The sequence below is a fragment of the Streptomyces sp. NPDC030840 genome, assembly GCF_055572015.1.
In genome coordinates, this window is the sequence record NZ_JBVIEE010000003.1 from 598,715 (window position 1) to 623,403 (window position 24,689).

A 24,689-nucleotide genomic window follows, 5' to 3' on the forward strand; every position below is an offset into this window, starting at 1 on the left:
AGCCAGGGAGGCTCAATTGTTTGCCGCCATCGGAGATTTCACAGCGCGGCGCCGGAAATGGGTCGTCATCGCGGCCGTCGTCTTCACGCTGTTCGCCGGCGTGTGGGGAACCGGCGTCTTCGGCGCGTTCGCCGGCGGGGCGGGCTTCGACGACCCCTCCAGTGAGTCGGTCAGGGCGGACCGGGTCCTCGACGGCCCCCTCGGGCGCGAGTCCAACGACCTGATCGTCCTGTACGAGGCGGAGGACGGCACCCGGACCATCGACCAGTTCGGCGGAGCCGTACGCGCCGCACTCGACGGCGTCCCGCGGGAGGGCATCACCCGGCTCGACTCCTACTGGCATCCCGGCCGGCAGGACCAGGAGGCCTATGTCTCCGAGGACCGGCGGCAGACCTACGCGACCGTGCAGTTCACCAGCGACGACGACCAGGAACAGGTCGAGGCGCTGCAGAAGATCAAAAACGAGTTCGCGGCGGACGGTGTCACCGTCCGCTACGGCGGGGTCGCGGCCATGACCGAGCAGGTCAACTCCCTCACCGGGTCGGACATCGCGCGCGCCGAGATGCTCTCGGTCCCGCTCCTGCTCCTGCTGCTGGTGCTGATCTTCCGCAGCGCGGTCGCCGCACTGCTGCCGCTGGCCGTCGGCACGTTCGTGGCACTGGGCTCCTTCGTGGTGCTGCGCGTCCTGACGGCGTTCACCGAGATCTCCAGCACCGTCATCAACGTCATCACGATCCTGGGCCTCGGTCTCGCCATCGACTACGCGCTGTTCCTGGTCAACCGCTTCCGTGAGGAACTCGACGGCGGCGCGGACGTCGAGACGGCGGTGCGCCGCGCGACAGCGATCGCGGGTCGTACGGTCGCCTTCTCGGGGCTCGCGGTCGTGATCTCCTTCGCGGGCCTCATCCTGTTCCCGTCGCGTTTCCTGTCGTCCATGGGCTACGCGGCGGTGGCCGTGGTCTCCTTCGCCGTGATCGGCTCGCTGACCCTGCTGCCCGCCCTGCTCAGCTACACCGGGCGCCGTATCGACAAGTGGCGCATCCCGCTGCCGGGCCGCCGGCGGGCCACCGCGCCGGGCTCCGCCACGCAGGGGCGCTGGTACCGCACCGCCCACGCCGTCATGCGCAGGCCGCTGCTGTCCTCGCTGGCGATCGTCGTGGCCCTGGCCGGCCTCGGAGCCCCGCTGCTCGGTGCCAACTGGGCGCGTCCCGGTGAGTGGGTGCTCCCCTCGGACGCGGACGCGAAGGTCGTCAGCAAGTCCCTGGCGGCCGACTTCGACACCGACCCCGGTCGCATCATGACGTCGGTCGTCCGCTTCGACGGCCCGGCCGAACGGAGCGAAGTGGCCTCCTACGCCCAGCGGTTGGCGGATGTCGACGGCGTGGTCTCGGCGACGCCGACGGCCTTCGAGGGCAACGACGCGCGCGTGACCGTCCACTACGGCCCCGAGCCCATGTCGAAGGCGGCGCAGGAGATGGTGCACGACGTGCGTGCCGTCACCCCGCCACGCGACGCCGAGACGCTCGTCACCGGCATGCCGGCGTCCCGGGTGGACATCGTCGGCATGATCGGCGAGCGGCTTCCCTGGATGGCCCTGTTCGTGGCCGTCGTCTCCTTCCTGGTGCTGTTCCTCGCCTTCGGCTCCCTGCTGCTGCCGCTGAAGTCCGTGCTGCTGAACCTTCTCTCGCTGCTCGCGGCCTTCGGGGCGATCAAGTGGATCTTCCAGGACGGACATCTGTCGGGCCTCCTGGGCTTCGAGCCGATCGGCGCGGTGGACGCCAACTTCCCGGTCCTCGTCCTGGCGATCGCCTTCGGCCTGGCCATGGACTACGAGGTGTTCCTGCTCTCCCGCGTCCGCGAGGAGTGGGAGCGCGGCGGCGACCCGATCGAGTCGGTGGCCGTCGGCGTCCAGCACACGGCGAAGATCATCACCAGCGCGGCCCTGCTGCTCGTCGTGGTGGTCGGCGGCTTCATGACCTCGTCGATCCTGTTCATGAAGATGATCGGCGTCGGCCTGGTCATCGCCGTGGTCGTCGACGCCACCGTCGTCCGAGCGCTGCTCGTGCCCGCGACCATGGCCCTGCTCGGCCGGTGGGCCTGGTGGGCCCCGGCCCCGCTGGCCCGCTGGTGGTCCCGCAACGGCCTGCGCGAGTCCGCCGCCGACATGTCGCACCGGCCGGCCGGCACCGGGGCGGCCGCGCACTCCGAGGCCGTGCGGTGACCACCGCCCGGTCGGCCGGGGCTCCCACGGACGAGAGCCCCGGCACCCGTCGCGACGGCACGGAGGCCGACACCCCCCTGAACACGCCGCGCCCCGGCCCCCCACACCCCCCGCCGGGGATCCGGGGCGCGGCGTCCCGCGTGGAACCCGCCACCACCTCGGCCGCCGACGCCGAGCGGACCGGGCTCGCCGCTGCCGTCGCCGCCTGTGTGACAGCTGTACTCGCCGCCCTCTTCGGTGACTGGGGGAGCTGGTCCGCTCCCCTCGGCGACGGCCTGCCGGGCTTCCCCCTGCCCTGGGGCGTCACCGCGGGCCCGCCGCTGCTGCTGGTCTCGCTGGCCGGCGTGTTCGTCGCCTGGGCCGGAGCGCCCTCCTTCGCGCGGACCTGGGCGCACACGGCCGCCGCACTGGCAGCCGCCACCGGCCTGTTGGCGCTCCCGAGGAACCCCGCAGGAGCCGAGGGACTGTGGGCCGCGCTGTCGGAGGCCGCGCACGCGGGATTCTTCGGTGTCGCCGCCGGGTGGGTACCCGCTCTCGCCGGTCTCGCCGTCACTCGACGCCGGGGCCCGCGCATGACGGGCCTGTCGCCCTACGTCTGGACAACCGCACTGACCGTCGCGGTTCCCTTCGTCCTTCTCACCGCCGGTGTCGCATGGTCGAACGCCGAGCCGGAGTCCGTGTGTTCGGCCGCCGGGTGCGCCACAGCCCGCAGCGGGCTCCAGTTCACCGGCGAGATCACGCTACGGCTGCTGCTCCCCGCCTGGGCCGGAGGCCTCGCCATCCTCGCCGCCGCCCGCCGCATCGAGCGGATACGAGGCCTGCGCACCGTGTGGCAGGTCCTGGCGGCCCTGGCAGTGGCCGGACTCATCGTTCTCCTCTCACCCGGGCTGGTCTTCGGAGCCGACGTATGAACGACACGACATCCGCCGCGGCACGTCCGCGCCCGCTGCCCGACCGCCGCCGAGTCCTCACCCTGGCGGGAGCCGGATGCCTGGCCGCCGTCGGCTGGACGGGCACGTCCGCTGTCGCGGGCGCGGCCCCCGGACCGCACGCGCGCCACGCCTACATCGGGGGCTTCACCATCGGTGAGTACGGGCTGCCCGGCCTACCCGGCATCGGTATCGCCTCCGTGGCCGCCGACGGGCGCCTGAGACTCGTCGGCTGGCAGCGGGACATCGAGAACCCCTCGTTCCTCACGCTCTCACCAAACCGCCGGCACCTGTACGCCGTCAGCCAGCTCCCCGGGGGCGCCACCGGAGCGATTCACGCCTATCGGATCGTCGGCGACCGGCTTCGGCCCGTCGGGAGCCCTCGATCCAGCGGCGGTGCGGCACCCGTGCACCTCGCGGTCCACCCCGGTGGCCGGTTCCTGCTCACGACCAACTACGACTCGGGGCACATCGCCGTTCTGCCGGTGCGGGCGGACGGCTCTCTCGCCGCCGCCGTGCAGGTCGTCCGCCACGAGGGCAGCGGCCCGCACCCCGTGGAGCAGCGCGGGCCCCACCCCCACATGATCGCCTTCGACCCCTCGGGGAGGAGAGTCATCGTCCCCGACAAGGGCGACGACCACATCTACGTCTACGCGTTCGACACGAACACCGGACGCCTGCGGCTCAGCGACAGAACCCGGCTCGGAAGCGGCATCGGCCCGCGGCACCTGGTGTTCCATCCCCGGGGCCATCTGGCCTACGTCACCAACGAACTCGGCCACACCGTGACCGTCCTCACCTACGACGCCGGCACCGGGGACTTCCGTCCCGTTGCCCACGCCGCGGTCGCACCGGCCGGTCTCGACCCGCGCAACGCCCCCTCCGCGGTGCACGTCACGAGCGACGGCACCTTTCTGGTCACCGCGGACCGGGGGCTCGACACCGTCGAGTCGTTCCGTCTGGAGAACGCCGGCCGCGGCCTCACCCTCGTCGAGTCGCAGCCCGTCACCGCCCTCGCCCCCGGGACCCGCTGGCCCCGGGACATCGCCCTCGACCGCTCCGACCGGTACGTGTACGCGGCGAACCAGGCCGGCCAGTCGGTCAGCGGTTTCCGGCTCGACCCCTCCACCGGCAGACTCTCCCCGATCGCACCCCCGCTGTCCGTGGCGAGCCCCAGCTGCGTCCTGCTGCGCTAGGTGTATTGATCACGAGCGTGGTTGACGCCTGCCGGGCTTGACCATGGCGAAGACCTCCGGTGTGGTGGAGCAGTCCAGGACTGCTCCGCCACACCGGAGGTCTTCGCGTCCACCGGACACACGGTGGCCGTGGCACCATCGCCCACGACGCCTGGCTCCCCACCCGATCCGTTGCCCCGCCCACGGTCGGACAGCGCCCCTCACCGAGACCCTCACGAGTCCTCCGGGGCCGCAACCGTGGGTCTCAGCACGGCTACGCCACCGGCCGACAGCCCTGAGAGCGGGCCGTCGGCCGGTGGCGTTCGTCCGGCTGGTGGTCAGGGGCGCCACCACGTCATGGCGACCCGGGCGTCCGCGACCGCGCTCGCGATCGAGGCGGCGTACCCGTCCGGCGCCCGCACGCTGCACACGTACCACTCGCCGTCCGACTCCGGCACCCGTGCCGCGCGCCAAGGCCCGAAGGCCCGGCCGGTGTAGTGCGGCGGAGTCCTGCTCAGTCCGGTACCGGCCGCCTTGACCAGGGCTTCCGCACGCGTCCACTGCTCGAAGCCGTGGGTGGTCCGGCCGCCCTGGACACAGGGGATCCCGCTCCAGTCCATGTGCGGTCGCACCCTCTCGATGTCCACACCGACCGGAACGCGGGGGTCGTCGCTGATCGCCACGAGTGCGAACGCTGCCGAATGGGACAGGCTGGCCGACAGGACGGTGCCGTCGGGGCCGCAGGGCACCGGCTTGCCGTGGTCCGCGCTCTCGCAGCGGGCGCAGCGGCGAAGGAAGCGGACTTCGGCCGGCGGGATCCCGAGACGCTCACCGAGCAGGGTGCGGTACACGTGGTGCACCGACAGGTAGCGGAGCCGGTCCCCGGCTCGCCCCAGACGCGCCAGCCGCTGCCGTTCCCGGGCGTCCAGAACGTCGTACGCCTCCTCGTACGGCACGACCGCTCCCGCCTCCGCGATCGGCACGGTCCAGATCCGCAGTGCGGTGCCGACGGCCGCCGACGCGATCGTGACGCTCATGCGGCCGTACCGCCCGCCAGGATGTGGGTCTGCAGGCGCCTCAGGTCCTCGGAGGGCTCCAGCCCCAGCTCCTCGGCCAGAACGGAACGCACGCGGTGAAAGGCCCGCAGCGCCTCGCCCCGTCGGCCGCTGCGGTGCAGGGCGTCGATGAGCCGCGCGTGCAGCCATTCGTTGAGAGGGTCCACTGCCACCAGCCGCAGCAGTTCGGGTACGACCTCGCGGTGGCGGCCCAGATCCATCGCCGCCTCGATGCGCAACTCCTCGGCGCGCGAGCGCAGTTCCTCGAGCCGCGTGACGTGCGCCGACAGAATCCGTCCCTGCAGCACGTCGGCGAGGGCACGGCCCCGCCACAGACTCAGCGCGGCGTCCAGCGTCTCCAGCGCGGCTTCGCGCCGGCCCCTGCGCAGTTCGGTACCCGCGTGTTCGTACAGCTGTGTGAACCGGTTCACGTCCAGCCGGCCGGGCGCGACGCGAAGGACGTAACCGGTCCCCTCGGTGGCTATGGCGTCACGTACGCGGTCATGGCCGAGCTCCCGCTCCAGTTCCTGACGGAGGTGGTAGACGTGCGTGCGTACCGTGCTGACGGCAGTGGACGGGGGAGCGCCGTCCCACAACTCCTCCATGAGCGTGTCCGTCTCGACGATGTCCCCCGCTCGCACCGCCAGCAGCGCGAGGACCTTGCGCACCTTGGGGCCTCGCGGGCGGTGTGCGGACACGGGGCCGACCGCTTCCAGAGGGCCCAAGACCCGGACACCGAACTCGTCGGAGGCTTTCCCGAGGAGGGCCGCGGGGCCCTGTGCTGTGCGGTGGTGCACGTGATCCGTCACTACTCTTCCCCGTTCAGTTCAAACAACTGGTTCTGCAACAGCGGCGAGATGAGCCAGGTACTGCGTGCCCATGAAGATCCGGTACGGAAGCCTCCGACGTGAGCGTGAGTCCCGGGGCCGCACGGTGAGGCTCGCCGCGGACAGCGCCACGGCCCCCGTGAGGAGGACGAGGCACACGGCCAGCAGCTCCCGGGCGTCCTGGACGAGGGCGCAGACGGTCAGCCCCGCACCGATCCCCACGGCGCAGACCGACACGATGCATGCCGTGACGGTGCTCCCCAGTTGCACCGTCCAGTTGCGTCGTCCGTGCCGGGCGTCGCCCGCCGCGTCGGAGAAGTCCTTGACCACCGCGCCGACCAGGCCCATCCAGAGGCACATCGCCGCGCAGAAGGAGACCAGCGCGGGCGACCAGGACGCGTCGCCGCACAGGGCCCCCGCCGCGTAGGTGAGGGCGCCACTGGCGATGACGGTGGCGATGGTTCCGGGAGTGTGGCTCTTGAGGGCGATGGCGGGCGCCGAGTACAGGTACCCGAGCAGGAGGAGAGCGGCGACGGCTGCGAACATCGCCACCCCCAGGAGGGCACTTCCCGCCAGGGCCAGCGCGGCCAGCGCTCCCGCGATGCGGCGTGCACAGACCAGCGGCATGGCACCGCGTGCGATGGGCCGTACGGAGCCGTTGGCGCGGTCCTCTCCGACATCGGTCGTCCCGTTGTAGAGATAGACGGCCGTGACGGCGAGGAACCACACCGCGGCCCCGGCCGGCAACGTCCAGGGCATACCCAGAAGCGCGGTTCCGGTCATACCGGCGAACAGGAAACGCAGCAGAAAAATGACTTGCACGGATACCCGGGCCTCCTGCAGGGAGAATCGGGCCAGGGTGATTCCCCGGGATAATATCCACCCGTTCCTGGGGACGTGTGATATCTGGGTGAGCGCGGTTCTGGTGGGATTCGAAGGCGCGACTGTCGGCATATGCGGGAATCTAGCCGTTCTCCGCCCGGTGAGGCAGCGTCGCTGGTGGCAGTGACGCTACCTCCTAAGGGACATGCGCTCTGTGCCCCCTGAGGTCGCACGAGTTCCTGCCCTGCACGGTTTTCATCACCTCAGCGTCGCCTCAGAGGTGACGCCCTGATTCCGATTCGGGGCGGCTTATGATTCTTGCGTCAATGGCTTTGTTGACGGCGTCGATGCGTGATACAGCCCCGAGTTTCTCGAATATGTTGCGCAGATGGCGTTTCACGGTGCCCTCGGTGATGCCGAGCCTGCTGGCGATCTGCCTGTTGCTCAGCGCGGCCGCCGCGTGTTTGAGGACCTGGCGTTCCCTCGGGGAGAGCGCCTGCACCGAAGCGGCGAAGCCGGACTCCGACACGCGGCTGCTGGGAAGGGCGATGGTGACGTGCGGGTCCCGGGCGGCGGTGTTCCGGATGGCGGCCAGGAGCGCCTCCCGGGGAACGCTCTTGTGCAGGAATCCACGGGCCCCGTGGGAGAGCATCTCCTGCACCAGTTGGGTGTCACTGTGCATGGTCAGCATCAGCACGTGCACCTTCGGAAAACGCGCCGTCAATTCCCGTACCACCGTGGGTGCGTGATGGCCGGGCATCTCGACATCGAGCAGGACGACATCGGGACCGGTGCGTTCCACCAGAGCGGCCAGTCCCTCGGAGCTGTCCGACTCGCCCACGACGCACAGATCGGGCTCCGCGGCGATGAGTTCGCAGAGCGCGGTCCGGAGCAGGGAGTGGTCGTCGACGGCGATGACGCGGATGGGCTCAGGTCCCGTGGGTGCTGAGGTCGTCGGGAACATGACCCTCCTGGTCGACGGGTATGGACAGTTCGATCGTCGTGCCTCTCCCCGGGGCGCTGTCGATGCCCAGGCGGCCACGCAGCATGCGAGTCCGTTCCGACAGAGAGGCAAGACCGTTTCCCTGCCGTGTGTGCGGAGTGAAGCCCACGCCGTCGTCCCGCACGGACGCCCGCACCCGACTCCGGTCGATCCGTACGTCGATGCGGATGTGTGAGGCCCGGGCGTGGGCGAAGGCGTTGCGCAGGCACTCGCGCAGCATCAGGTACAGCTCTTCGCACAGAACCTGTGACAGCAGATCCTCGGGGTCGTCCACCTGGATGTCCACGGTCGGGCTGTCCAGTGCCACGGCGGCCACGAACGTCGTGAGGGCGACCTGGAGGGAGCGCATCGTGTGGGTGCGCGTCCGCAGGTCGGAGACCACATCGCGGGTGACGTGGAGCGTCTCCATGATGGCCTGCTTCAGGCTTCCCAGCCGGGGGTCCGTGTCCGAGGAGATGTTGTGCGTCAGCTCGTACAACTCCAGTTGGCGCAGGGCGAGGCTGGCGGGGCTGCCGATCCGGTCGTGGATCTCGCGGGCCATGCTGTCCCGGCTGCTCTTCGAGGTGTCCCGCACGATGTCGAGCAGGAAGAGGTCGTGCCCGATGGATCCCTCCTCCAGGCGCCGGCTGATGGAGAACTGCAGCGCCGGCAGGGCCTTGAGCAGACAGCGTTCGGCTCCGGGGCGCTGATCGGCGATCTGGGCCAGGAGGGTCATCGTGACCTGGAAGAGCAGAGCTGCCGCGCGGACGGAGTGGATCGGGGAGATGCCCTGCGAGACGCGGGCCCCACCGATCCTGCGCGTCTTCAGCGCGTGCCGGGGCTCCAGGGACGCCTCGGTGCCGTTGAGTATGGCGTCACGGCACTCGGCGAGTATGTGCCGTGCCTGCTCCGCACAGGTGGCCCACGCTTCCGGGTTCCGGCCCAGTGGGTTGCGCTGATCGACCAGGGCGTTGCGGTAGGTCTCGAGAAGGCCGGCCTGACATGCTCTCAGCTGCTCGGCGAGCCACAATTCATCGCTGCTCCGCTTCTCGGATAAGTCCTCTTGCGCCCACGCACCCGACACGCTCTCAGCTCCCCCGGTCGACACCGAGGCTCCCCTCTCACACGTCGCGTCCTATGGCAAGAGGCAGGACGGACGGACCTCGATGATCTCCTGAAGAATGCGTGTTCGGCGACGGAGTGTCAAGCTTCCGTCACCTGACGGATATTGAGTGGACTGCGTCGGCGTCGTGTGTACTCTCGGTGAATGTCGCGCATTCCCCCGGGGCGGGGGAGGCAGTGGCCGTGCCGGTCGGCCTGCGGCAGGCCGGGGACCGGGTCGGCTCCCGTCGCCGCGTCAGGGGTCGGCCGTGGCCGGCGCATCGTAGGGGCGCTGCGGGAGGAGCGTGGTCAGTGTGTGTTCGTGCAGGAGGCGTCGCAGGGCGGACGTGACGACGTCACCGAGAACCGTCCAGACGACCAGCTCCGCCGCGGCACTGTCCGGATCGTGGTGTCGGGTGATGTGCTGTAGCTCCGCCGTGACGGCGGTCTCCAGCGATCCCGCGTAGTCCTGGATGAGCCGCTGGGGGGCCTGCTGGCCCAGCCAGTTCAGGGCCACCAGGGCTTGCGTGAGCGGTTGCCACCCGGGGTTGGTGTCGCTGACCTTCCAGGCGCGGGCCTCCACCAGGGCGTGCGCCTGTTCTCGGGCCCGCTCCCACTCCTGGTCGTCCGGGGTCTCGGAACCCGCGACCGGCAACGCTCGCTGGACGGTGTCGAACAACTCGCTCAGGGATGGCCGCGACGTGTCCATGAACCCCACGAGGTTCCGCGTGGTCGAGTAGGACAGCCCACCGACTTCGATGAGCGTCCGGACGAGCAGTGCCCTGCGCGCGTGACACTCTTCGTACTCCGGCAGGGAGGGAAGCAGGTCCATGCGCTGGTACAGGCGTAATGTCTTCAGCGGTATGTCTGCCTGGCGGCTCAGGTCGACGAGTCGCACGTGGTGTCCTTCCTTGGCCGGCTTCGTTGCCGTGCTGGCAGTCCAAGGCGTGCGGCTCGGCCATGGCGAGACTGTAGACAGGGGGAGAAACAGCTCACAAGGCGTCTTCGATGTGTCAAAGGATGTAATCGTCAGCAATTCGGCTGTGCTTCGGCAGTGAGGCCGTGGTCGACCTGCCTCCACGCAGGGAGGGGGCGACGGTGCCTGCGGTACAGGACAAGGTCCCCGCTCCTGAGGTTGGTCGCTTCTGGCAGCGCGAACGTCTCCTCCAGCAGGGAGTCGCGCATGACCCTGCCCTGGAACGGGCTTCGTGAACCGTTCGAGGTCCGCCGTGGCGGAGGAGGCCGCAGGAAGTGGTCCTCGTCGCGGAGGTCGCGGTGTCGTTCGAGGCTCTGACCGAGGAGGACTGGGACAGTGCCGAACAGGTGGAAGACGCCATCGACATGCCGGCGGCCACGGGACCGACGCCGGGTCGTGGGCTGCGCCTGTGACGAGGGCGGGCGCGGATGCGGGTCTGTGTGTTGCGGCGTTGTTCCGGAGCCGACGGTCCCCGGCTCACACGCCCGTCGGCCTACGGAGGTGGCGCAGGGCTCGTGCGGCGGCGTGGGCGCCGCACATTCCGTGGGCGCCGGGGCCGGGTGGGGTGGCGGCGGATGTCCGCCGCTGGCGGTGATCGCCCTCACCCCACTCGCGCGATCGACGTCGGCGACGAGTTCACCGGGTCTCAGGCCCGCGGAGTGGACGAAGCCGACCGGTTTCCTTGTGGTTCCTGTATGACTCCATTGGACGTCTCGGCGTGCGGTGCACGCGTGACCTCCACAGGGTGGTGGCACAACCACTCAGCCCGTGGTGCCGCGTGCGGTCCTGTGTGTCACGTCGCGTGGCCACGCGGCGTCTCGGAGGGTGACATGCCCATACGCAGCAGGCCCACGGCACGTACAGCCGCCGCGGCCGCCATGTTCCTGACCAGCCTGACAGTGCTGTGGGCGGCCCCGGCCCACGGCACGGATACCGCCCGCACAAAGCCCGCCGCGCGGGAGGACGGCCCCGCGCCCGGCGTCGGCCCGCAGCCCGAGCTGTCGCCGGGCCGAACGACCGGCGACACCACGCCAGGACACCTGAGTTCCGCTACGCACCCCGTCGCCCCCGGGGACACCCTGTGGCGTATCGCCCATCAGATCCTTGGCGACGCCGGGCTGTGGGACAGCGTCTACGCCGTCAACCGGCAGACGATCGAGGATGCGGCCCGCCGGCACGGACACGCTTCCAGTGATCAAGGGCACTGGATATTTCCCGGAACCGTACTCGTCCTGCCTCAGCCGTCGAAGGCGCGGACTCAGCCGTCGTCGCGGTTCGTACCCTCTGCCTGCCCGGACGAGCCCGAGGAATTGAACAACGCTCGCTGCGGGTTCCTCGTCGTACCGGAGAACCGAGCCCGCCCGGAAGGGCGCACACTGCGCCTGGCCGTGGCGATCGTTCCCTCCGTGTCGCCGAGACCCCGCCCCGATCCGATCGTGTTCTTCACGGGTGGCCCCGGCTCGGACGCCATCGGCGACGTTCCCCTGCTCACCGAGGCCGGTCTGAACCGTGACCGCGACCTGGTCGTCATGTCCCAGCGCGGGACGCTCTCGTCCCCGCCGGCGCTGACCTGCCCCGAGATCGACCGGTTCTACCAGCGGCGCGTCCACCTGCGTTACGACGCTCCCTCCACGGGGCGCGGGTATGCCCAGGCGGCTGCCCGGTGCCGCGCTCGCCTGACAGCCCAGGGAGTCGATCTCGCGGCCCACAACACCCGCGAGAGTGCCGCGGACACGGCGGATCTGCGCAGAGCACTGGGCATCCAGCAGTGGAATGTCTTCTCGCACTCCTACGGGACGGCCTTGGCGCTCACCTACATGCGCATGTTTCCGGAGGGCACCCGCTCCGTGACCCTGGACGGCGTCGTACCGCCGTCCGTGGCAACACCCGGGTGGACGTGGAGCAGCGCGAAGGAGGCGTTCGACAACATCTTCCGCGCCTGTGCGGCCCAGCCTTCCTGCCGGCAGCGCTACCCGGACCTGGAAGCAACGTTCAGCCGCCTGGTGCGTCGGCTGGAGGCCCGTCCGGTCACCACGCACGTGACGGTGCCCCAGGTCGGGATGGTGAAGGTGGTGCTCGACGGCGGGGCGCTGGTGAACTGGATGATCCGTGCCAGTCACGAGCCCGCCGTCATCCCGTCGGCCATCGACGAGCTGGCCCACGGCCGCCCCCAGCGCATCGCCGAGCAGTGGGCGGCCATCCGTCTGCCCGGCACGGTGGGGATGTTCGCTCACGGGTTGTCGCTGAGCGTGTGGTGCAGCGAATGGGTCCCGTTCGAGACCCCGCGCGAACAGCTGGCCCACGGGCAGCGCGCCTTTCCTCAGTTCCCCCGCTCGGTCCTGGCCCAGCCGCCCCAGCTGGCGTTCCTGCGGCAGGCATGCCAGTCCTGGGACGTCCCTCCGGCGCCCGCCTCCATCCGGCAGGTCACGCGCAGCAGCATCCCCACCCTGGCCATCTCCGGCAGCTTCGACGCCCAGACCGGCGCGCAGTGGGGCCGCTACGCCGCCCAGACACTTTCCCGCTCCAAGGTGGTAGCCCTCCCCGGTGTCGCCCACGGGGCGTTCTTCACCGCTTGCGGGGCAGAGGTGATCACCTCGTTCTACGACAACCCAGACAAGCCCGACACCGGGTGCGTGGCCTCCATGAAACCGGAGCCGTTCGTCATCGGCCCCGCGGGAGCTGACAACGATGACTGAGACCCTCGACTGAAACCCTCTCGTCCACCGGCTCCGCACTGTGGCCGCGGCGCGGGTCTCTGAGAGGTTTCCTCCGTGGTGTCGACGACGCCGTGCACCGGTTCTACGCCACGGTGGTGGCCGCGAGGGACGAGGCAACAAGGAACCCCCGGGTCTCCGACCTGGGGGTTTCGCGTGGAGCGGGTGACGAGAATCGAACTCGCGCTCTCAGCTTGGGAAACAACGGCGCTTGGGTGGCCGAATGGCTGCTGACCTGCGCGGATTCGTCGTGTCGGCACCGTTGCGCGGGCTCGTTCGCACCGCTGTTGACCGTGGTTGTCCGCTCTTACGGGCACGCTGTGGGCACGCGGCTTCGGCGAGCGGGGCAGAAGTCCTGCGCGAAAGGGTTTCGTGCCCGACTCGGCTGGTGCGGAGGCCCAGCTTGGGGATCCTCCGCGAGTGCGAAGCGCGACCGCGCGGGGCCGCGCTCGCATCGGCGCGGCCCCACGCGGTCAGCGGCCCCGTTCCCGGCCGCGTCCGCTGATCAGAGTCCTCCGGTGTACTCGAAGATGTAGAGCCCGTGGTCTCGGTCGGAAGCGGCGACGTATTCCCTGCCACCGGACTCGAAGACCTGGGCGCCCCAGAAGTTGTTGCCGCCCGCGTCGATGTAGTGGCCCACCTCCACGATCTCGTCGTCGACGATCTTGGCGACGCGCAGACCGGCTGCGTAGTACGAGAAGTAGAGCAGGTCGGCGCGCTTCTCGGAGACGGCCACCTCATGGATGGAGAGGTCGCCGGATCCCGACGCGTGGGCGGGGTCGTGCGCCTCGGGAACGGCGTAAGTGTCCAGCTCGGTGAGCTTGCCGCTCTCGTTGCGGTAGAGGTGCGCGTAGCCCCAGCCGTCGAAGTAGGACGAGAAGGTGAGCCGGTCGCCCTTGGTGCCGAGCGCCACCGGCAGCTGCGCGGGGCCCGTTCCGGCCAGGCAGGCCGTGTCGTCGTAGGGCTGTCCGAAGATGGCGAAGCCCTGGCCGCGCGGTGCGACGCCGAAGGTGGGGATGTCGCCCTCGACACTCATCCCGAGCGTCTGGTCGCAGGCGTCCGTGCCGGTGCGGTTGAAGACGAGTACGGCGTCGTAGCCGCCGGCCGCGATGACGTTCGCGACCTTCTCGGTGAAGGTGCACACGCCCCGTTCGACGACGGCGACGTCCACGGCGTTCGGGTCGCCGGCGGGGACCGCCGGGTCGCCCGGGCAGGCCCTACCCGCGAAGACGGAGTCGCCGGTGATCGTCTGGCCTTCTTCCAGACGCGTGGCGTTGCTGCCCTGGCTCGCCGTCAGCTCGGTGCCGTCGGTGAGGTTGCGGGCAGTGAGCGCGTAAGGACCGAAGTCCTCGTCGGCGCCGACGACGTACTTGTTGTCGAGGGTGAACTCGGCCTGGTGGGCGTTGCCTTCGGGCGCGACCTCGAATCCGCTCTCCAGCGCCTCGGGGTCGAGTGCGGCGAAGTCGGTGTCACCGAGGTAGGTGGCCTTGGTCGGGTCGGTCACGTCGAGGGTGACGTAGCCGCCGTCCCAGTAGGAGGCGAGCATGACTTGCCGGCCGCCGATCTCCTTGACGACCATGTCGTGCAGGAAGATCTCGCTGAGGTTGGCGGGGATGTCCTGGACGATCTGGGGGAATGCCTCGTCGAGGTCGTACTCGGCGATGACCTTGGCCTTCTTGGGATTGGTGATGTCGACGATGTCGACGTCCGGGCCCTCTTCGTTGTCGACGATGACGGCGTACGCCTTGCTGCCCGCGTCCCAGGCGTAGACGCTGTGGATCTCGTTGGCGTCCTTCTTGCCCTGCCCCATGACCGTGTGGTCGCCGACGCCTTCGGCGAGCGGGGTCGGGTGCGCCGGGTTGCTGACGTCGTAGATGTTCATGCCGCCGAAGCCAGCGGTCTCCTTGCACTTCTCGTTGTTGCTGACCAGCACGTCCCCGTTGAAGTACGGGGTGTCGATGTGCAGGGTCTGGATGCCCTCGCCCGGTGCGCTGCCCTCCTTCGCCTGGATGAAGGCGACCTCCTTGGGCGCGGCGGGCTTGCGGATGTCCACCACATGAACGCCGTTGTACTTGCAGGTGGCGCCGCCCCAGGCGGCGAGGTAGGCGTACCCCTTGAAGACACCGACGTCGGCGATCTTCTCCGGCTCGACGTTCTTCAGGCCGAGTTTGCTGACGAGGCGGACGTTCTCGCTGCCGGCGGGGAGGTGGCCCTCGTCACCACCGTGCTGGTGGCTGTGGTGATCGTGAGTGGCCTTGGCGTTGTCGATACCGCCGTCTTCGGCGGAGACACCGTCATGTGCTCGGGCGGAACCGGCGAAGGCGCCGGCGATGAGGCTCACTGCGGCGAGACAGCTTGCGGCGCGCACACGGAGCCTTGCTCTGCCCATGGCTCTTCCCATGGCTCTCCTTGGTCTGAGAGTGAAGAGGGCATGGGGGGTAGCGAGGGGAATTTACTCTGTGCGTGGCCTGTGAGAGAAGGGTTGCGGAGCCGCGTTGGCGTGGATCGTATCCGTCGTCGGTGCCGGACGAGGTGTCAGAAGTCCTGGCATTTCTGGAAGTTCCGTCCACGCGGACCGTGTCGGGCGGGGCCCACCGGCGTGACTGCTGCCGGGTTCGACGCGACCCCACGCTGCGGGCGGGGAGTTGTCCAACAAGCGGGGCCAGGCGGCGGTGGAGGCGGTGAGCCTCTCGGTTCGTGCCCTTCCGGCGCGGCGGCCGGGCGCCACCACACTCGTCGGCATGAGCCAATGGCGGTTCCGTAGTGACGCGTGTCCGGGTGGCATCGCGAGGGAACGCCGTCAGCCGCGCCTGTTGAAGCGGCGGATACCGTAGGGGGCCGCTGCCGCCAGAGCGAGGACACCGACGGCCCCGGCGCCCGCGGCGAGGCTCCACCCGAGTCCCCCGCTCCGACCGTCGTCAGTGCGGTCCTCACCGTCTTCCGCACCAGCGCCATTCACCGTGATCTTTGTGACGTTGTTCCCCTTGTCGGAGTCGCGCGCCGGATAGCCGCCCTTGAGGACAGCCTTCACATGGCCGGTATCCGTGGTCCTCTCGTCGATTCGGAATCTCAGCACCTGTGTCTCGGAAGCGCCGGGCCCCAGGCTCTTGCTCCCGCAGGTGTACCGTTCCTCTCCCGGTTCCCAAGGACTGCAGATCCAGTACGGCGACTCGTCGGCCTCCGGGTCCGGGGACGGCTTCTCGGGCGGGATCAGGGTGACGCCCTCAGGCGGGACGATCTCGTAGCGGAGGTAGCGGGCGTCGATACGCCCCGGGCCCTCGTTGCGCAGACCCACCTCCAACTGGACTGTGTCACCGGGCCGTCCCTGGAGGTCCCCGGCCACGGCCCGCACGTCGACTCCCTGGTCGGTGTCGATGGGGATATGACCGGACCACCGCGCGAAGCCCCTGGGCTCGGTCGGCTTCAGGCCGAGCTTCGGTCCCGTCCCGGGGGCCGTGTACTCGTCCTCGTCGAAATACGGTCCGGCGTCCTGACCGGGCGCGAAGATCATCATGCTCACCGAGCCCTTCGTCAGCTCCTCCCGGCCCTCCACGATGAACGGTGCGTCGAACGCGTAGGCCTCGCCCGGCTCCACGCGGGTGTCGAAGAAGCAGTACGCGCGGGACTGGCCGCTCGCGGCATAGCGGCAGTTGCCGTATCTGCGGTCGAGCTCCATCCGCGAGCCCGTCACCGTCACCCCGAATCCGTTCGCCGCGATGGGCCCGCGGTTGAGGACCCCACCCCATATCTCCACGGGCTTGCCGGCCGGAGCACCTTCGATGGAGAGCTTCTTGCCCCAGAGCTCCGGCGTCCCCGCGGTCATCACCGTCTCGGTCTCGGCCCGCTGCCCGTCCGGGCCGGTGGCGGAGAGCCGCACGGTACCGCGCGCCCCCGGCTCGGCCGTCTTGTCGGCCCCGAGGACGACCAGATCGTAGAGCCGGTAGCGCTGGCGGGACGAGGTGAGGCGGCAGGTGAAGACGTAGTCCGCGCCCTCCGTACAGATCCGCTTGGCGTACAGCCGCACCTTGCCCTTGACCTCCGAGGCATCCACGGTGAGCGTGACGCCGCGCACGGACGAGCCGCTCCCCGCGTCGACCGTCACCGGCAGTTCGACGCGGGTCGGGTCCGTCACCTGGGTGTAATACGTGGCCGGGGCCTCGACCGTCACCCCTTCCCCGTCGGCCCTGGACGCGCCCACCGCTCCCGGTGCCGACGCCCCCACCAGCGCGACGGCGGCCGCCACAAGCCTTAGCCATCGCCTCATCCCTCGATCATGGGCAGAACAGGACACGGAAGGATCACGCCACCGCCTCAGTGCCGCTCCAGTACGTCCGGCACCGGGAAGCCCGCCGGATCGCCCGCATCGACCTGCCGGCACCGCCATGACGTCCGTCATGCCAGAGCAGGCGTGAGTGCTTGGTGGCACCTTTGTTGACCGTGGTTGTCCGCTCTGAAGGGCACGCCATGGGCACGGCGCGGTGAGGCGGGCGAGTGGCGTGCCTGTGCCATTTCCTTCCGAGCCGGGGGCCGCGTCGACGTGAAGGCCGACGATGGAGGCGTTTCGCCTGCACATGGATGCCGCTCCCCGCTCTGATCTGCAAGATCACAAAATGCCGGTTTTGCCCTGCGGGCTTTGATCTCCATGACGGGCAGCCTGGTGTCCGAGGCGGTGGTCGCGGCGCGATACCGCGACTCAAGATCGAGAGATTTACCTCTCCAGAAAGACCTCACCCCTTCGTGGTGAGGAACCTGCTGCCCGAGGTGAGGAGGCAGCCAGATGGAGTGGATCATCGCAGTTCGGGGCGCCGTCGTAGGACTGTTGGTGCTGCGTGTGCTGCTCCGTCAGGTGCGAAGACTTTTGAGGGTTGGACTTGGTTGCCGACTTCGTTGATCACACGCTGCGGATGCCGGCAAGTGGCGATCAGGGCAGCGCGGCGGCGTAGCCGGCCCGATGGCTTGGGCTGGTGCCGTGCGTCGCACCGTCCGGCAGCGGTTCTACGGGAACAGCAGGCTGAGGGCTTTCCTTGTGTGATCTTGTGCTGCGCAGGGTGAAAACACTGCCGACCAGGACGGCAGATAGCGCCACTGGCAACCCGTCCGCTTCTGCTAGAAGATCGCGTTCACGACCTCCCGAAGGTCACACGTTCCGGGGCCTCCGGTCGCCGAACGAGCCACCCGGTCCGCTTCCAGGCGGTGATCACCGGCTCGATCAACAGTCGCTGCTCGTCCGACAAGTCGCTCGGACACGACTCTCGCTCCATGCCTCGCATCTCGGCATAGACATGCCCGGCAGGCGGCCTGCGCGACGGTCAGTCCCACGAACGAGCGATCACCAACCGAGGAAGTCCGGACTTGACGTCCACTCAGACCCGGCGCCGGATTCGCCGACCAGTGCGAACCTCTGCTTGAGAACGCGGCTTCCGGCCGCACCGTCAGCCCCGCCGTACCGCCCCGAGCTGGGCCCGGTGCAGGCCCGGGGCGGTGAATCGCTGTGCCACCGTGCGCAGGACGCGGGCCATGGCCTGGGCGGGTGGGGTGGCGGGGCGTGCCGCGGCGCGTGCGAGGAGGATGCGGCGGGTGGGGGCCGGGACGTCGGAGGCGAACGGCAGGAGGCGTACGTCGCTGCGTCGGCTGGTGAGGGCCAGGCGGGGTGCGAGCGCGATACCGAGACCGGCGGCGACCATGGCCTGCGCCTCCTGATAGTCGTGCGACGAGTAGGCGATGCGCGGCTCGAATCCCGCCTGGCGGCAGCTTCGGCGCAGGACGTCGGCGACGGGGTGGTTGTCGGCGCGGATGATCCACTCCTGGTCGGCGAGGTCGCCGAGGCGCACGGAGGGATGGGTGCGCAGGGGTGAGTCGGCGGGGACGACCAGCACCGTGGGGTCGTCCAGGAGGTGGGTGAGGGTGAGCGCCGGATCGTCGAGGCGGTTCCATTCGTAGTCCCAGAGCAGACCCTGCTCCACCTCGCCGGTGTGCAGCATCTCCCTGAGCTTCGCGAGGACTCCGGCGCGTACCTCGATGCGGATGCCGGCGTGGCGACGCCGGAAACGCGTGAGCGCCAGCGGCAGCAGGGACGCGCTCGCCGTGGGGAAGGAGCCGAGCCGCAGGGTGCCCTGGTCGAGGGCCGTGAAGGAGTCCAAATCGGCTTGGGCGGCACGGAGTTCCCGGCGGATGGCCTGACCGCGTTCGGCCAGCGCGGAACCCGCCGGGGTGGGGCGGATACCGCGTGGCAGCCGCTCGATGAGGGGCTGCCCCGCCTCCTGCTCCAGCAGGGACATCTGCTGGGAGGCGGCGGAGGTGGTCATGCCGAGGGCTTCCGCCGCGGCAGTGAGTGAACCGCGCTCGGTGGCCTCGGTGAGCAGCAACAGACGGCGCACGTTGAGCATGCCGATGACTTTAGCTGAGCTAAACCCAGGTGAAGCGAACTGCGATTGTTCCGAAGTCATGCCTCTGCGAAGGTCTCCGCAATCGCCGGGCGGTCACCGGACCGCAATGCGCCCCTGACCGCCTCCCGGCCTTTCTCCTTCCCCTCCGCTGACCCAGAAAGAGCCTCAGACGTGCACATTCCTGCGACCCTGGTGCGTGGCGGCACGAGCAAGTGCTGGCTGTTCAACCAGGTCGAAGTCCCTGCCGACCGTGGCGACCTCGAAAGGCTGCTGGTCGCCGCGTACGGCGCCACCGACCCCGTGGAGCTGGACGGGGTGGGCGGGGCGACCCCCACCACCTCGAAAGCGGCCGTGGTCAGCGCCTCGCCCCAGCCCGGCGTCGACGTCGACTACCTGTTCGCCCAGGTCGGCATCGGGACGGGCACGGTGGAGTGGACGAGCAACTGCGGCAACTGCGCCACCGGCGTCGCCCTGTACGCGGTGACCAAAGGAATGGTCCCGGTCACCGGCGACCGCACGCGCGTCGTGATGCACAACACCAATACCGGCGCGGTCCTCGAAGGGATCGTCGACACCCCCGGAGGCGTGGTGCACCACTTCGGACGCCAGACGGTACCCGGCACCCGGGCCGGCGGGGTCGCGGTCGGCCTCACCTTCCGCGACCCGGCCGGTGGCACCACCGGCTTACTGCTTCCCACCGGCCGCACCGCTCAGGACCTGCGGGTCGGCGCCGCCGAGCCGGTACGCGTCAGCATGGTGAGCGCGGGAGCGCCGGTCGTCCTTGTCGACGCCGCCAGTGCCGGGCGTACCGGTGCCGAGTCACTGGAGCGGATGGGCACGGACGTCCCCTGGCTGCGCACCGTCCGCCATACCGCCGCACCCCTGATGGGGCTGCTCCAGCCGGGCGAGGAACCGGGCGACGCGGTGCCCAAGGTGGGCCTGGTAGGCCCGCCGGTGCCGTACACCACCACCCTCGGTGAACCGATCGGTGCCGAGGACTACGACGTGTCGGTGCGCATGCTCAGCATGAACGCCCCGCACCCCGCGATCGGCCTGACCTCCGCCGTCGCCGTCGCGGCGGCCGGGCTGCTGGAGGGGTCCGTGGTCTCCCGGACCACGGGCGGCCCGACCGACGGGTGGTTGCGCCTCGGCACGCCCGCCGGCGTCGTCGCGGTCCGCTGCACCGATGTGAGGGACGGCCTGCCGCACCGGGTCACCGTGCAGCGCGCGGCCCGTCTGCTCGCCGACGCCCGCATCTACGTACCGGAAGCAGGCAGCCCGCAAGCCGCCTGAACCGCGACGAACATCACCTCGGTCAGGCCGGCTCCCAGCCGTCCGCCCCCGGATACCCTCGCGCCCTCGGGGCGCGCGCCACCCCGTCCCCACCGCACCAAGGACAAAGATGTCTGCTGAAGTGATCTCCATAGGCGCCCTGCTGGTGATGTTCGTGGTCGGCACCGTGCTGCCGATCAACCTGGGCATCCTCGCCTTCGTCGCCACCTTCGCGGTCGGCACCGCCTCGCTCGGCCTCACCGAGGACGAGATCTTCGAGGGGTTCCCGGCGAAGCTCTTCGTCACCATCGTCGGAGTCACCTACCTGTTCTCCGTCGCCCGCCGCAACGGCACCATCGACTGGCTCGTCGCGGCCGGGGTGAGACTGGTACGCGGCAAGGTGGAGCTCATCCCCTGGGTGCTGTTCCTGGTGGCCGCCCTGCTGACGGCGTTCGGTACGTTCACCCCGGCCGCGGTCGCGATCCTCGCGCCGATCGGCATGAACTTCGCCTACCGCTACAAGCTCAACCCGCTGGTCGTCGGCATGATGGTGATCAGCGGCGGGCATGCGGGCGCGTTCTCCCCCCTGGCCGTCTCCGGCGCGCTGGTGCTCGGTCTGGTCGACGAGACCGATCTGCAGGTCTCCGCCGTCGCGCTGTTCAGCGCCAGCTTCGTGATCAACCTGGTGCTCTCGATCCTCACCTACGCCCTGCTCGCCAAGCGTCCCGCCCCGCTGGTCGAGGGCGCCGCGGAGGCAGCCGACGACGAGGACCTCGATGTCTCCGGCATGCCCGACTGGCGGCAGTGGCTCACCCTCGCCTCTCTGGTGGCCCTCGTCGTCGGCGCGCTCGGCTTCCACCTGGAGATCGGCTTCCTCGCGCTGGCTGCCGGCGCCCTGCTGGCCCTGGTGGACATGAAGCGGCAGGAGAAGGCCGTGGACGGCGTCAGCTGGTCCACCCTGCTTCTGGTCGCGGGCATGATGACGTACATCGCGATGCTGGAGAAGGCCGGCATCATCGAGGAGATCTCCGAGCACGCCGCCAACCTCGGCGCCCCAATCGTCGTCGCCCTGCTGCTGTGCTTCACCGTGGCCATCACCTCCGCCTTCGCGTCCTCCACCGCGATCCTCACAGCGATCATCCCCATCGCCGTACCGCTGCTGCTCTCCAGCCACCTCAGCGCCGCCGGACTGATCGCCGCGCTCGCCGTATCCACGACGATCGTCGACACCTCTCCCTTCTCGACCAACGGAGCACTCGTCCTCAGCAACGCCCGTGGGGTGGACACCCGCCGCTTCTACCGCCAGGTCATCGGCTACACCGGCGGAATCGTCGCCCTCGGCCCCGTCGTCGCCTGGGGCGCCCTGATCCTGCCCTGGTCATAGCGCAAAGACCGACGAAGGACAGCGGAGGGCGCCGAGCTGAGCCACGCATGGCGCCCTCCCTGCTGATCTGGGTGCACGCAGTCGGCGACGGGCAGCGTGCACCGAAGCGACGCTCACACGAGCGCATCAGCCGTCTCACCCTGCGCGTCAGGCATCTGGAGCGGCGGCTCTCGCAGACCCTGGGCGAACAGGTCTGGGGCTGGCCGTGGATGGTCTGGGGCTGGTCATCGGCGTTGTGGTGCCGGCCGCCTCCGCGCACGACAACACCGTCGGCGCCGCCCTGCTCGACCAGGCCGCCGAAAGGTGCGGGATGCGTCTGGGGAAGGCCCTGGTGGACCAGGGCTTCAAGAGCCAAGTCCTCGTCCGCGGCGTCCTGTTGGACATCGACGTCGAAGTCGTCCGCCGCAACCCCGACGATCAGGGCAAAGGCTTCGTCCCGCAACCGAAAGGGTGGATCGTGGAGCAGGTCAACGGCACCGTGCTCCTGCACCGGCGCCTGGCCCGCGAGTACGACCACCGCCCCGACACCTCCGCCTCACGCGTCTACTGGGCTGGCCGGCATCCAGGCACAGCACGACGAGAGGACCACCGTCCGGGCCGGTGAACTACGCGGTCAGATCGAGCACTTGACGGCCACCCTGGCCGAGACCGAAGCGCGACTCGCGAACCTGGCGACCACCGCCAAGGTCATCGCGGAACTCGCACCGGCCCAAGACGCACCCGAACCGCCTGAGACGAGCACCGCATACCAGGCCATCGTGAACGCCTTCAACCAGCATCCCGACTTACAGCTCCCGACTGCCTGCCGATGCTGTTCGCACTGCCGAGAAGGCAGTGGCTGCGCGCGGGGCTGTGGTGCGCGGGCCTGGTCGCGGGCGACCCGCGGCCTGATCCGCCTGGCCTTCGTCGCCGCCTCCACCGCATACGTCCTGTTCTGCCCGGTGCGAGACCGACGCCGTCGGCGCTCTCTGTCCCGTGGCGGGCGGGTGAGCGGGGGCCCTGCGAACGTTGCGGGGCGCGAATCGTGTGAGAAGTATTGACGCCGTTCGCCGGGTCTCTCATCATCCACTCTGCTCGATATGTCGACTTCGGTTCGAAGTATCGAACGTGCCACTTCTCAAGGATGAGAGGTCCCATGCGCGGACGTAGTTTCATCCGCAGACGGCTGTCTGCGGTGTTTGCAGTTCCGGTTGCGGTCCTGGCCTCGTTGGCGGCGATGCTCGTCGTCACCCCGGCTCAGGCGGCAACCACCGGCGCCGTGCGCGGCGTCGCTTCCGGCCGGTGTCTGGATGTGCCGGGCGCGAGCCAGACCGAAGGCACGAACGTGCAGATCTGGGACTGCCATGGCGGGACCAACCAGCAGTGGACGCTGACGGACAGCAACCAGCTGACCGTGTACGGCAACAAATGCCTGGATGTTCCAGGCCACGCCACCACGGCCGGCACCCGGCCGGTGATCTGGTCCTGCAACGGCGGTACGAACCAGCAGTGGCGGGTCAACTCCGACGGCACGATCGTCGCCGTGGAGTCCGGGCTGTGCCTGGATGTCTCGGGCGCCGGTACGGCCAACGGCACGGCGGTGCAGCTCTGGAACTGCACCGGCGCCGGCAACCAGAAGTGGACCGGCCTGTCCGGGACGTCCAACTCGTGCTCTCTTCCGTCGACGTACCGGTGGAGTTCGACCGGTCCGCTGGCGCAGCCGGCCAACGGGTGGCTCTCGCTGAAGGACTTCACCACCGTGACGTACAACGGCAAGCACCTGGTCTACGGGACGTACTCCGACGGCAACTGGCACTCGATGGGCTTCGCTCCCTTCACGAACTGGTCGGACATGGCGACAGCCGGACAGACCGGCATGAGCCAGTCCGCGGTGGCGCCCAAGCTGTTTTACTTCGCGCCCAAGAACATCTGGGTGCTGGCCTCGAACGGGTGGGGTACCCAATGGCCGTTCGTCTACCGCACGTCGAGCGACCCGACCAACCCCAACGGCTGGTCCGCGCCGCAGCCGCTGTTCACCGGCAGCCTCCCCACCGGCGGCCCGATCGACCCGACCCTGATCGCCGACGACCGGAACATGTACCTGTTCTTCGCCAATGACAAGGGCAGCATCTTCAGGTCGACCATGCCGATCGGGAACTTCCCCGCCAGCTTCGGCTCGTCGTACACCACGGTCATGACCGACACGGAGAAGAACTTGTTCGAGGCGCCGGAGGTCTACAAGGTCCAGGGCCAGAACCAGTACCTCATGATCGTCGAGGCTCGTGGTGTGAATGAGGACCGCTTCTTCCGTTCCTTCACGGCCACCAGCCTGGACGGTCCGTGGACGCCGCAGGCCGCCACCGAGTCCAACCCCTTCGCGGGCAAGGCCAACAGCGGCGCCACCTGGACCAACAGCATCAGCCACGGTGACCTGGTCCGCAACAACCCCGACCAGACCATGACCATCGACCCCTGCAACCTGCAGTTCCTCTACCAGGGCCTGCCCACCAACACACCGGCGAACACCCCCTACCAGAACCTGCCGTACCGGCCGGGCCTGCTCACCCTGCAGCGCTGACCCGTGGAGGAACCCCAGCCGCACGGCGGCTGGGGTTCCGTCGGCGCTTGCCGTTCAGCCCTGCGGACCGGGCTACTGCCCGTCGGCGACGACGTCCCAGTGCTCGATGATCTTCCCGTCGACCACGCGGAAGAGGGTCCACGACGACGTAGTGGGAGCTGCAGACCCACACCAGGTCCCCGTCGGCGCCGGGTGTTGCCGAGCACGAGCGCCTTGTTCCGCTCCTCGGAGGCCGACGACGAGCGGGCCGCGGCGGACGTCGTCGACGGGGCGGCCGCGTCAGTGCCG

Annotated in this window: 18 protein-coding genes and 1 pseudogene; 9 read left to right on the plus strand and 10 right to left on the minus strand. The window is 69.5% G+C overall.

Annotated elements, in window-relative coordinates; genetic code table 11:
* Positions 1–16 precede the first annotated feature (16 nt).
* The 3 genes from ACZ49J_RS10030 to ACZ49J_RS10040 are packed head-to-tail and all read left to right on the plus strand — an operon-like array spanning position 17 to position 4,346.
* On the plus strand, positions 17–2,221 hold the full coding sequence (locus ACZ49J_RS10030) for an MMPL family transporter (RefSeq protein ID WP_467447110.1): 2,205 nt from the start codon (positions 17–19) through the stop codon (positions 2,219–2,221).
* Positions 2,218–3,132, plus strand: coding sequence for a hypothetical protein (locus ACZ49J_RS10035; RefSeq protein ID WP_467447112.1), 915 nt, complete (start codon positions 2,218–2,220; stop codon positions 3,130–3,132). The genes ACZ49J_RS10030 and ACZ49J_RS10035 overlap by 4 nt, the downstream gene beginning before the upstream one ends.
* Positions 3,129–4,346 (plus strand): lactonase family protein, encoded by a 1,218-nt coding sequence (locus ACZ49J_RS10040; RefSeq protein ID WP_467447113.1) that lies wholly within the window; start codon positions 3,129–3,131, stop codon positions 4,344–4,346. Before ACZ49J_RS10035 ends, ACZ49J_RS10040 begins: the two co-directional genes overlap by 4 nt.
* A gap of 317 nt (positions 4,347–4,663) precedes the next feature.
* Here the strand turns inward: ACZ49J_RS10040 and ACZ49J_RS10045 are convergent, their stop codons facing one another.
* The 6 genes from ACZ49J_RS10045 to ACZ49J_RS10070 form a co-directional block, all read right to left on the minus strand.
* Positions 4,664–5,362, minus strand: coding sequence for a 4'-phosphopantetheinyl transferase family protein (locus ACZ49J_RS10045; RefSeq protein WP_467447114.1), 699 nt, complete (start codon positions 5,360–5,362; stop codon positions 4,664–4,666).
* The gene (locus ACZ49J_RS10050) at positions 5,359–6,189 is read right to left on the minus strand and encodes an AfsR/SARP family transcriptional regulator (protein WP_467447115.1); all 831 of its coding nucleotides are present in this window, start codon (positions 6,187–6,189) and stop codon (positions 5,359–5,361) included. Before ACZ49J_RS10050 ends, ACZ49J_RS10045 begins: the two co-directional genes overlap by 4 nt.
* An 18-nt stretch (positions 6,190–6,207) precedes the next feature.
* Entirely contained in the window at positions 6,208–7,029 is an 822-nt protein-coding gene (locus tag ACZ49J_RS10055; RefSeq protein WP_467447117.1) for a UbiA family prenyltransferase, read from the minus strand.
* Positions 7,030–7,303: 274 nt separating this feature from the next.
* Positions 7,304–7,993, minus strand: coding sequence for a response regulator (locus ACZ49J_RS10060; protein WP_467447118.1), 690 nt, complete (start codon positions 7,991–7,993; stop codon positions 7,304–7,306).
* Positions 7,959–9,095 carry a sensor histidine kinase gene (locus tag ACZ49J_RS10065; protein ID WP_467447119.1) on the minus strand — a complete coding sequence of 379 codons (1,137 nt, stop codon included), beginning with the start codon at positions 9,093–9,095 and terminating at the stop codon, positions 7,959–7,961. The genes ACZ49J_RS10060 and ACZ49J_RS10065 overlap by 35 nt, the downstream gene beginning before the upstream one ends.
* Before the next feature lie 273 nt (positions 9,096–9,368).
* A complete protein-coding gene (locus ACZ49J_RS10070; protein WP_467447120.1) occupies positions 9,369–10,010 on the minus strand; it encodes a MerR family transcriptional regulator in 642 nt (213 codons plus the stop codon).
* A gap of 353 nt (positions 10,011–10,363) precedes the next feature.
* Between ACZ49J_RS10070 and ACZ49J_RS10075 the strand changes: the two genes are divergently transcribed.
* Entirely contained in the window at positions 10,364–10,501 is a 138-nt protein-coding gene (locus tag ACZ49J_RS10075; RefSeq protein WP_467447121.1) for a hypothetical protein, read from the plus strand.
* A gap of 417 nt (positions 10,502–10,918) precedes the next feature.
* Positions 10,919–12,784 (plus strand): alpha/beta fold hydrolase, encoded by a 1,866-nt coding sequence (locus ACZ49J_RS10080; RefSeq protein ID WP_467447122.1) that lies wholly within the window; start codon positions 10,919–10,921, stop codon positions 12,782–12,784.
* Positions 12,785–13,307: 523 nt separating this feature from the next.
* Here ACZ49J_RS10080 and ACZ49J_RS10085 read toward each other — a convergent pair.
* The 4 genes and pseudogenes from ACZ49J_RS10085 to ACZ49J_RS10100 form a co-directional block, all read right to left on the minus strand.
* On the minus strand, positions 13,308–15,143 hold the full coding sequence (locus ACZ49J_RS10085) for a PA domain-containing protein (RefSeq protein WP_468348610.1): 1,836 nt from the start codon (positions 15,141–15,143) through the stop codon (positions 13,308–13,310).
* A 459-nt stretch (positions 15,144–15,602) separates the two neighbouring features.
* Entirely contained in the window at positions 15,603–17,066 is a 1,464-nt protein-coding gene (locus tag ACZ49J_RS10090; RefSeq protein ID WP_467447124.1) for a hypothetical protein, read from the minus strand.
* Between the two features lie 845 nt (positions 17,067–17,911).
* Positions 17,912–18,063 (minus strand): annotated as a pseudogene (locus ACZ49J_RS10095) (IS5/IS1182 family transposase); the annotation flags it as partial.
* Positions 18,064–18,234: 171 nt separating this feature from the next.
* Complete coding sequence (locus ACZ49J_RS10100; RefSeq protein ID WP_467447125.1) at positions 18,235–19,188, minus strand: LysR family transcriptional regulator; 954 nt, start codon at positions 19,186–19,188, stop codon at positions 18,235–18,237.
* A gap of 171 nt (positions 19,189–19,359) precedes the next feature.
* Here ACZ49J_RS10100 and ACZ49J_RS10105 point away from each other — a divergent pair, with 171 nt between their 5' ends.
* From ACZ49J_RS10105 to ACZ49J_RS10120, 4 genes are all read left to right on the plus strand, one after another.
* On the plus strand, positions 19,360–20,481 hold the full coding sequence (locus ACZ49J_RS10105; RefSeq protein WP_467447126.1) for a PrpF domain-containing protein: 1,122 nt from the start codon (positions 19,360–19,362) through the stop codon (positions 20,479–20,481).
* A gap of 109 nt (positions 20,482–20,590) precedes the next feature.
* Positions 20,591–21,844 carry an SLC13 family permease gene (locus ACZ49J_RS10110; protein WP_467447128.1) on the plus strand — a complete coding sequence of 418 codons (1,254 nt, stop codon included), beginning with the start codon at positions 20,591–20,593 and terminating at the stop codon, positions 21,842–21,844.
* Positions 21,845–21,911: 67 nt separating this feature from the next.
* Positions 21,912–22,448, plus strand: coding sequence for a transposase (locus tag ACZ49J_RS10115; RefSeq protein WP_467447215.1), 537 nt, complete (start codon positions 21,912–21,914; stop codon positions 22,446–22,448).
* Between the two features lie 531 nt (positions 22,449–22,979).
* On the plus strand, positions 22,980–24,401 hold the full coding sequence (locus ACZ49J_RS10120; protein ID WP_467447129.1) for a non-reducing end alpha-L-arabinofuranosidase family hydrolase: 1,422 nt from the start codon (positions 22,980–22,982) through the stop codon (positions 24,399–24,401).
* Positions 24,402–24,689 lie beyond the last annotated feature (288 nt).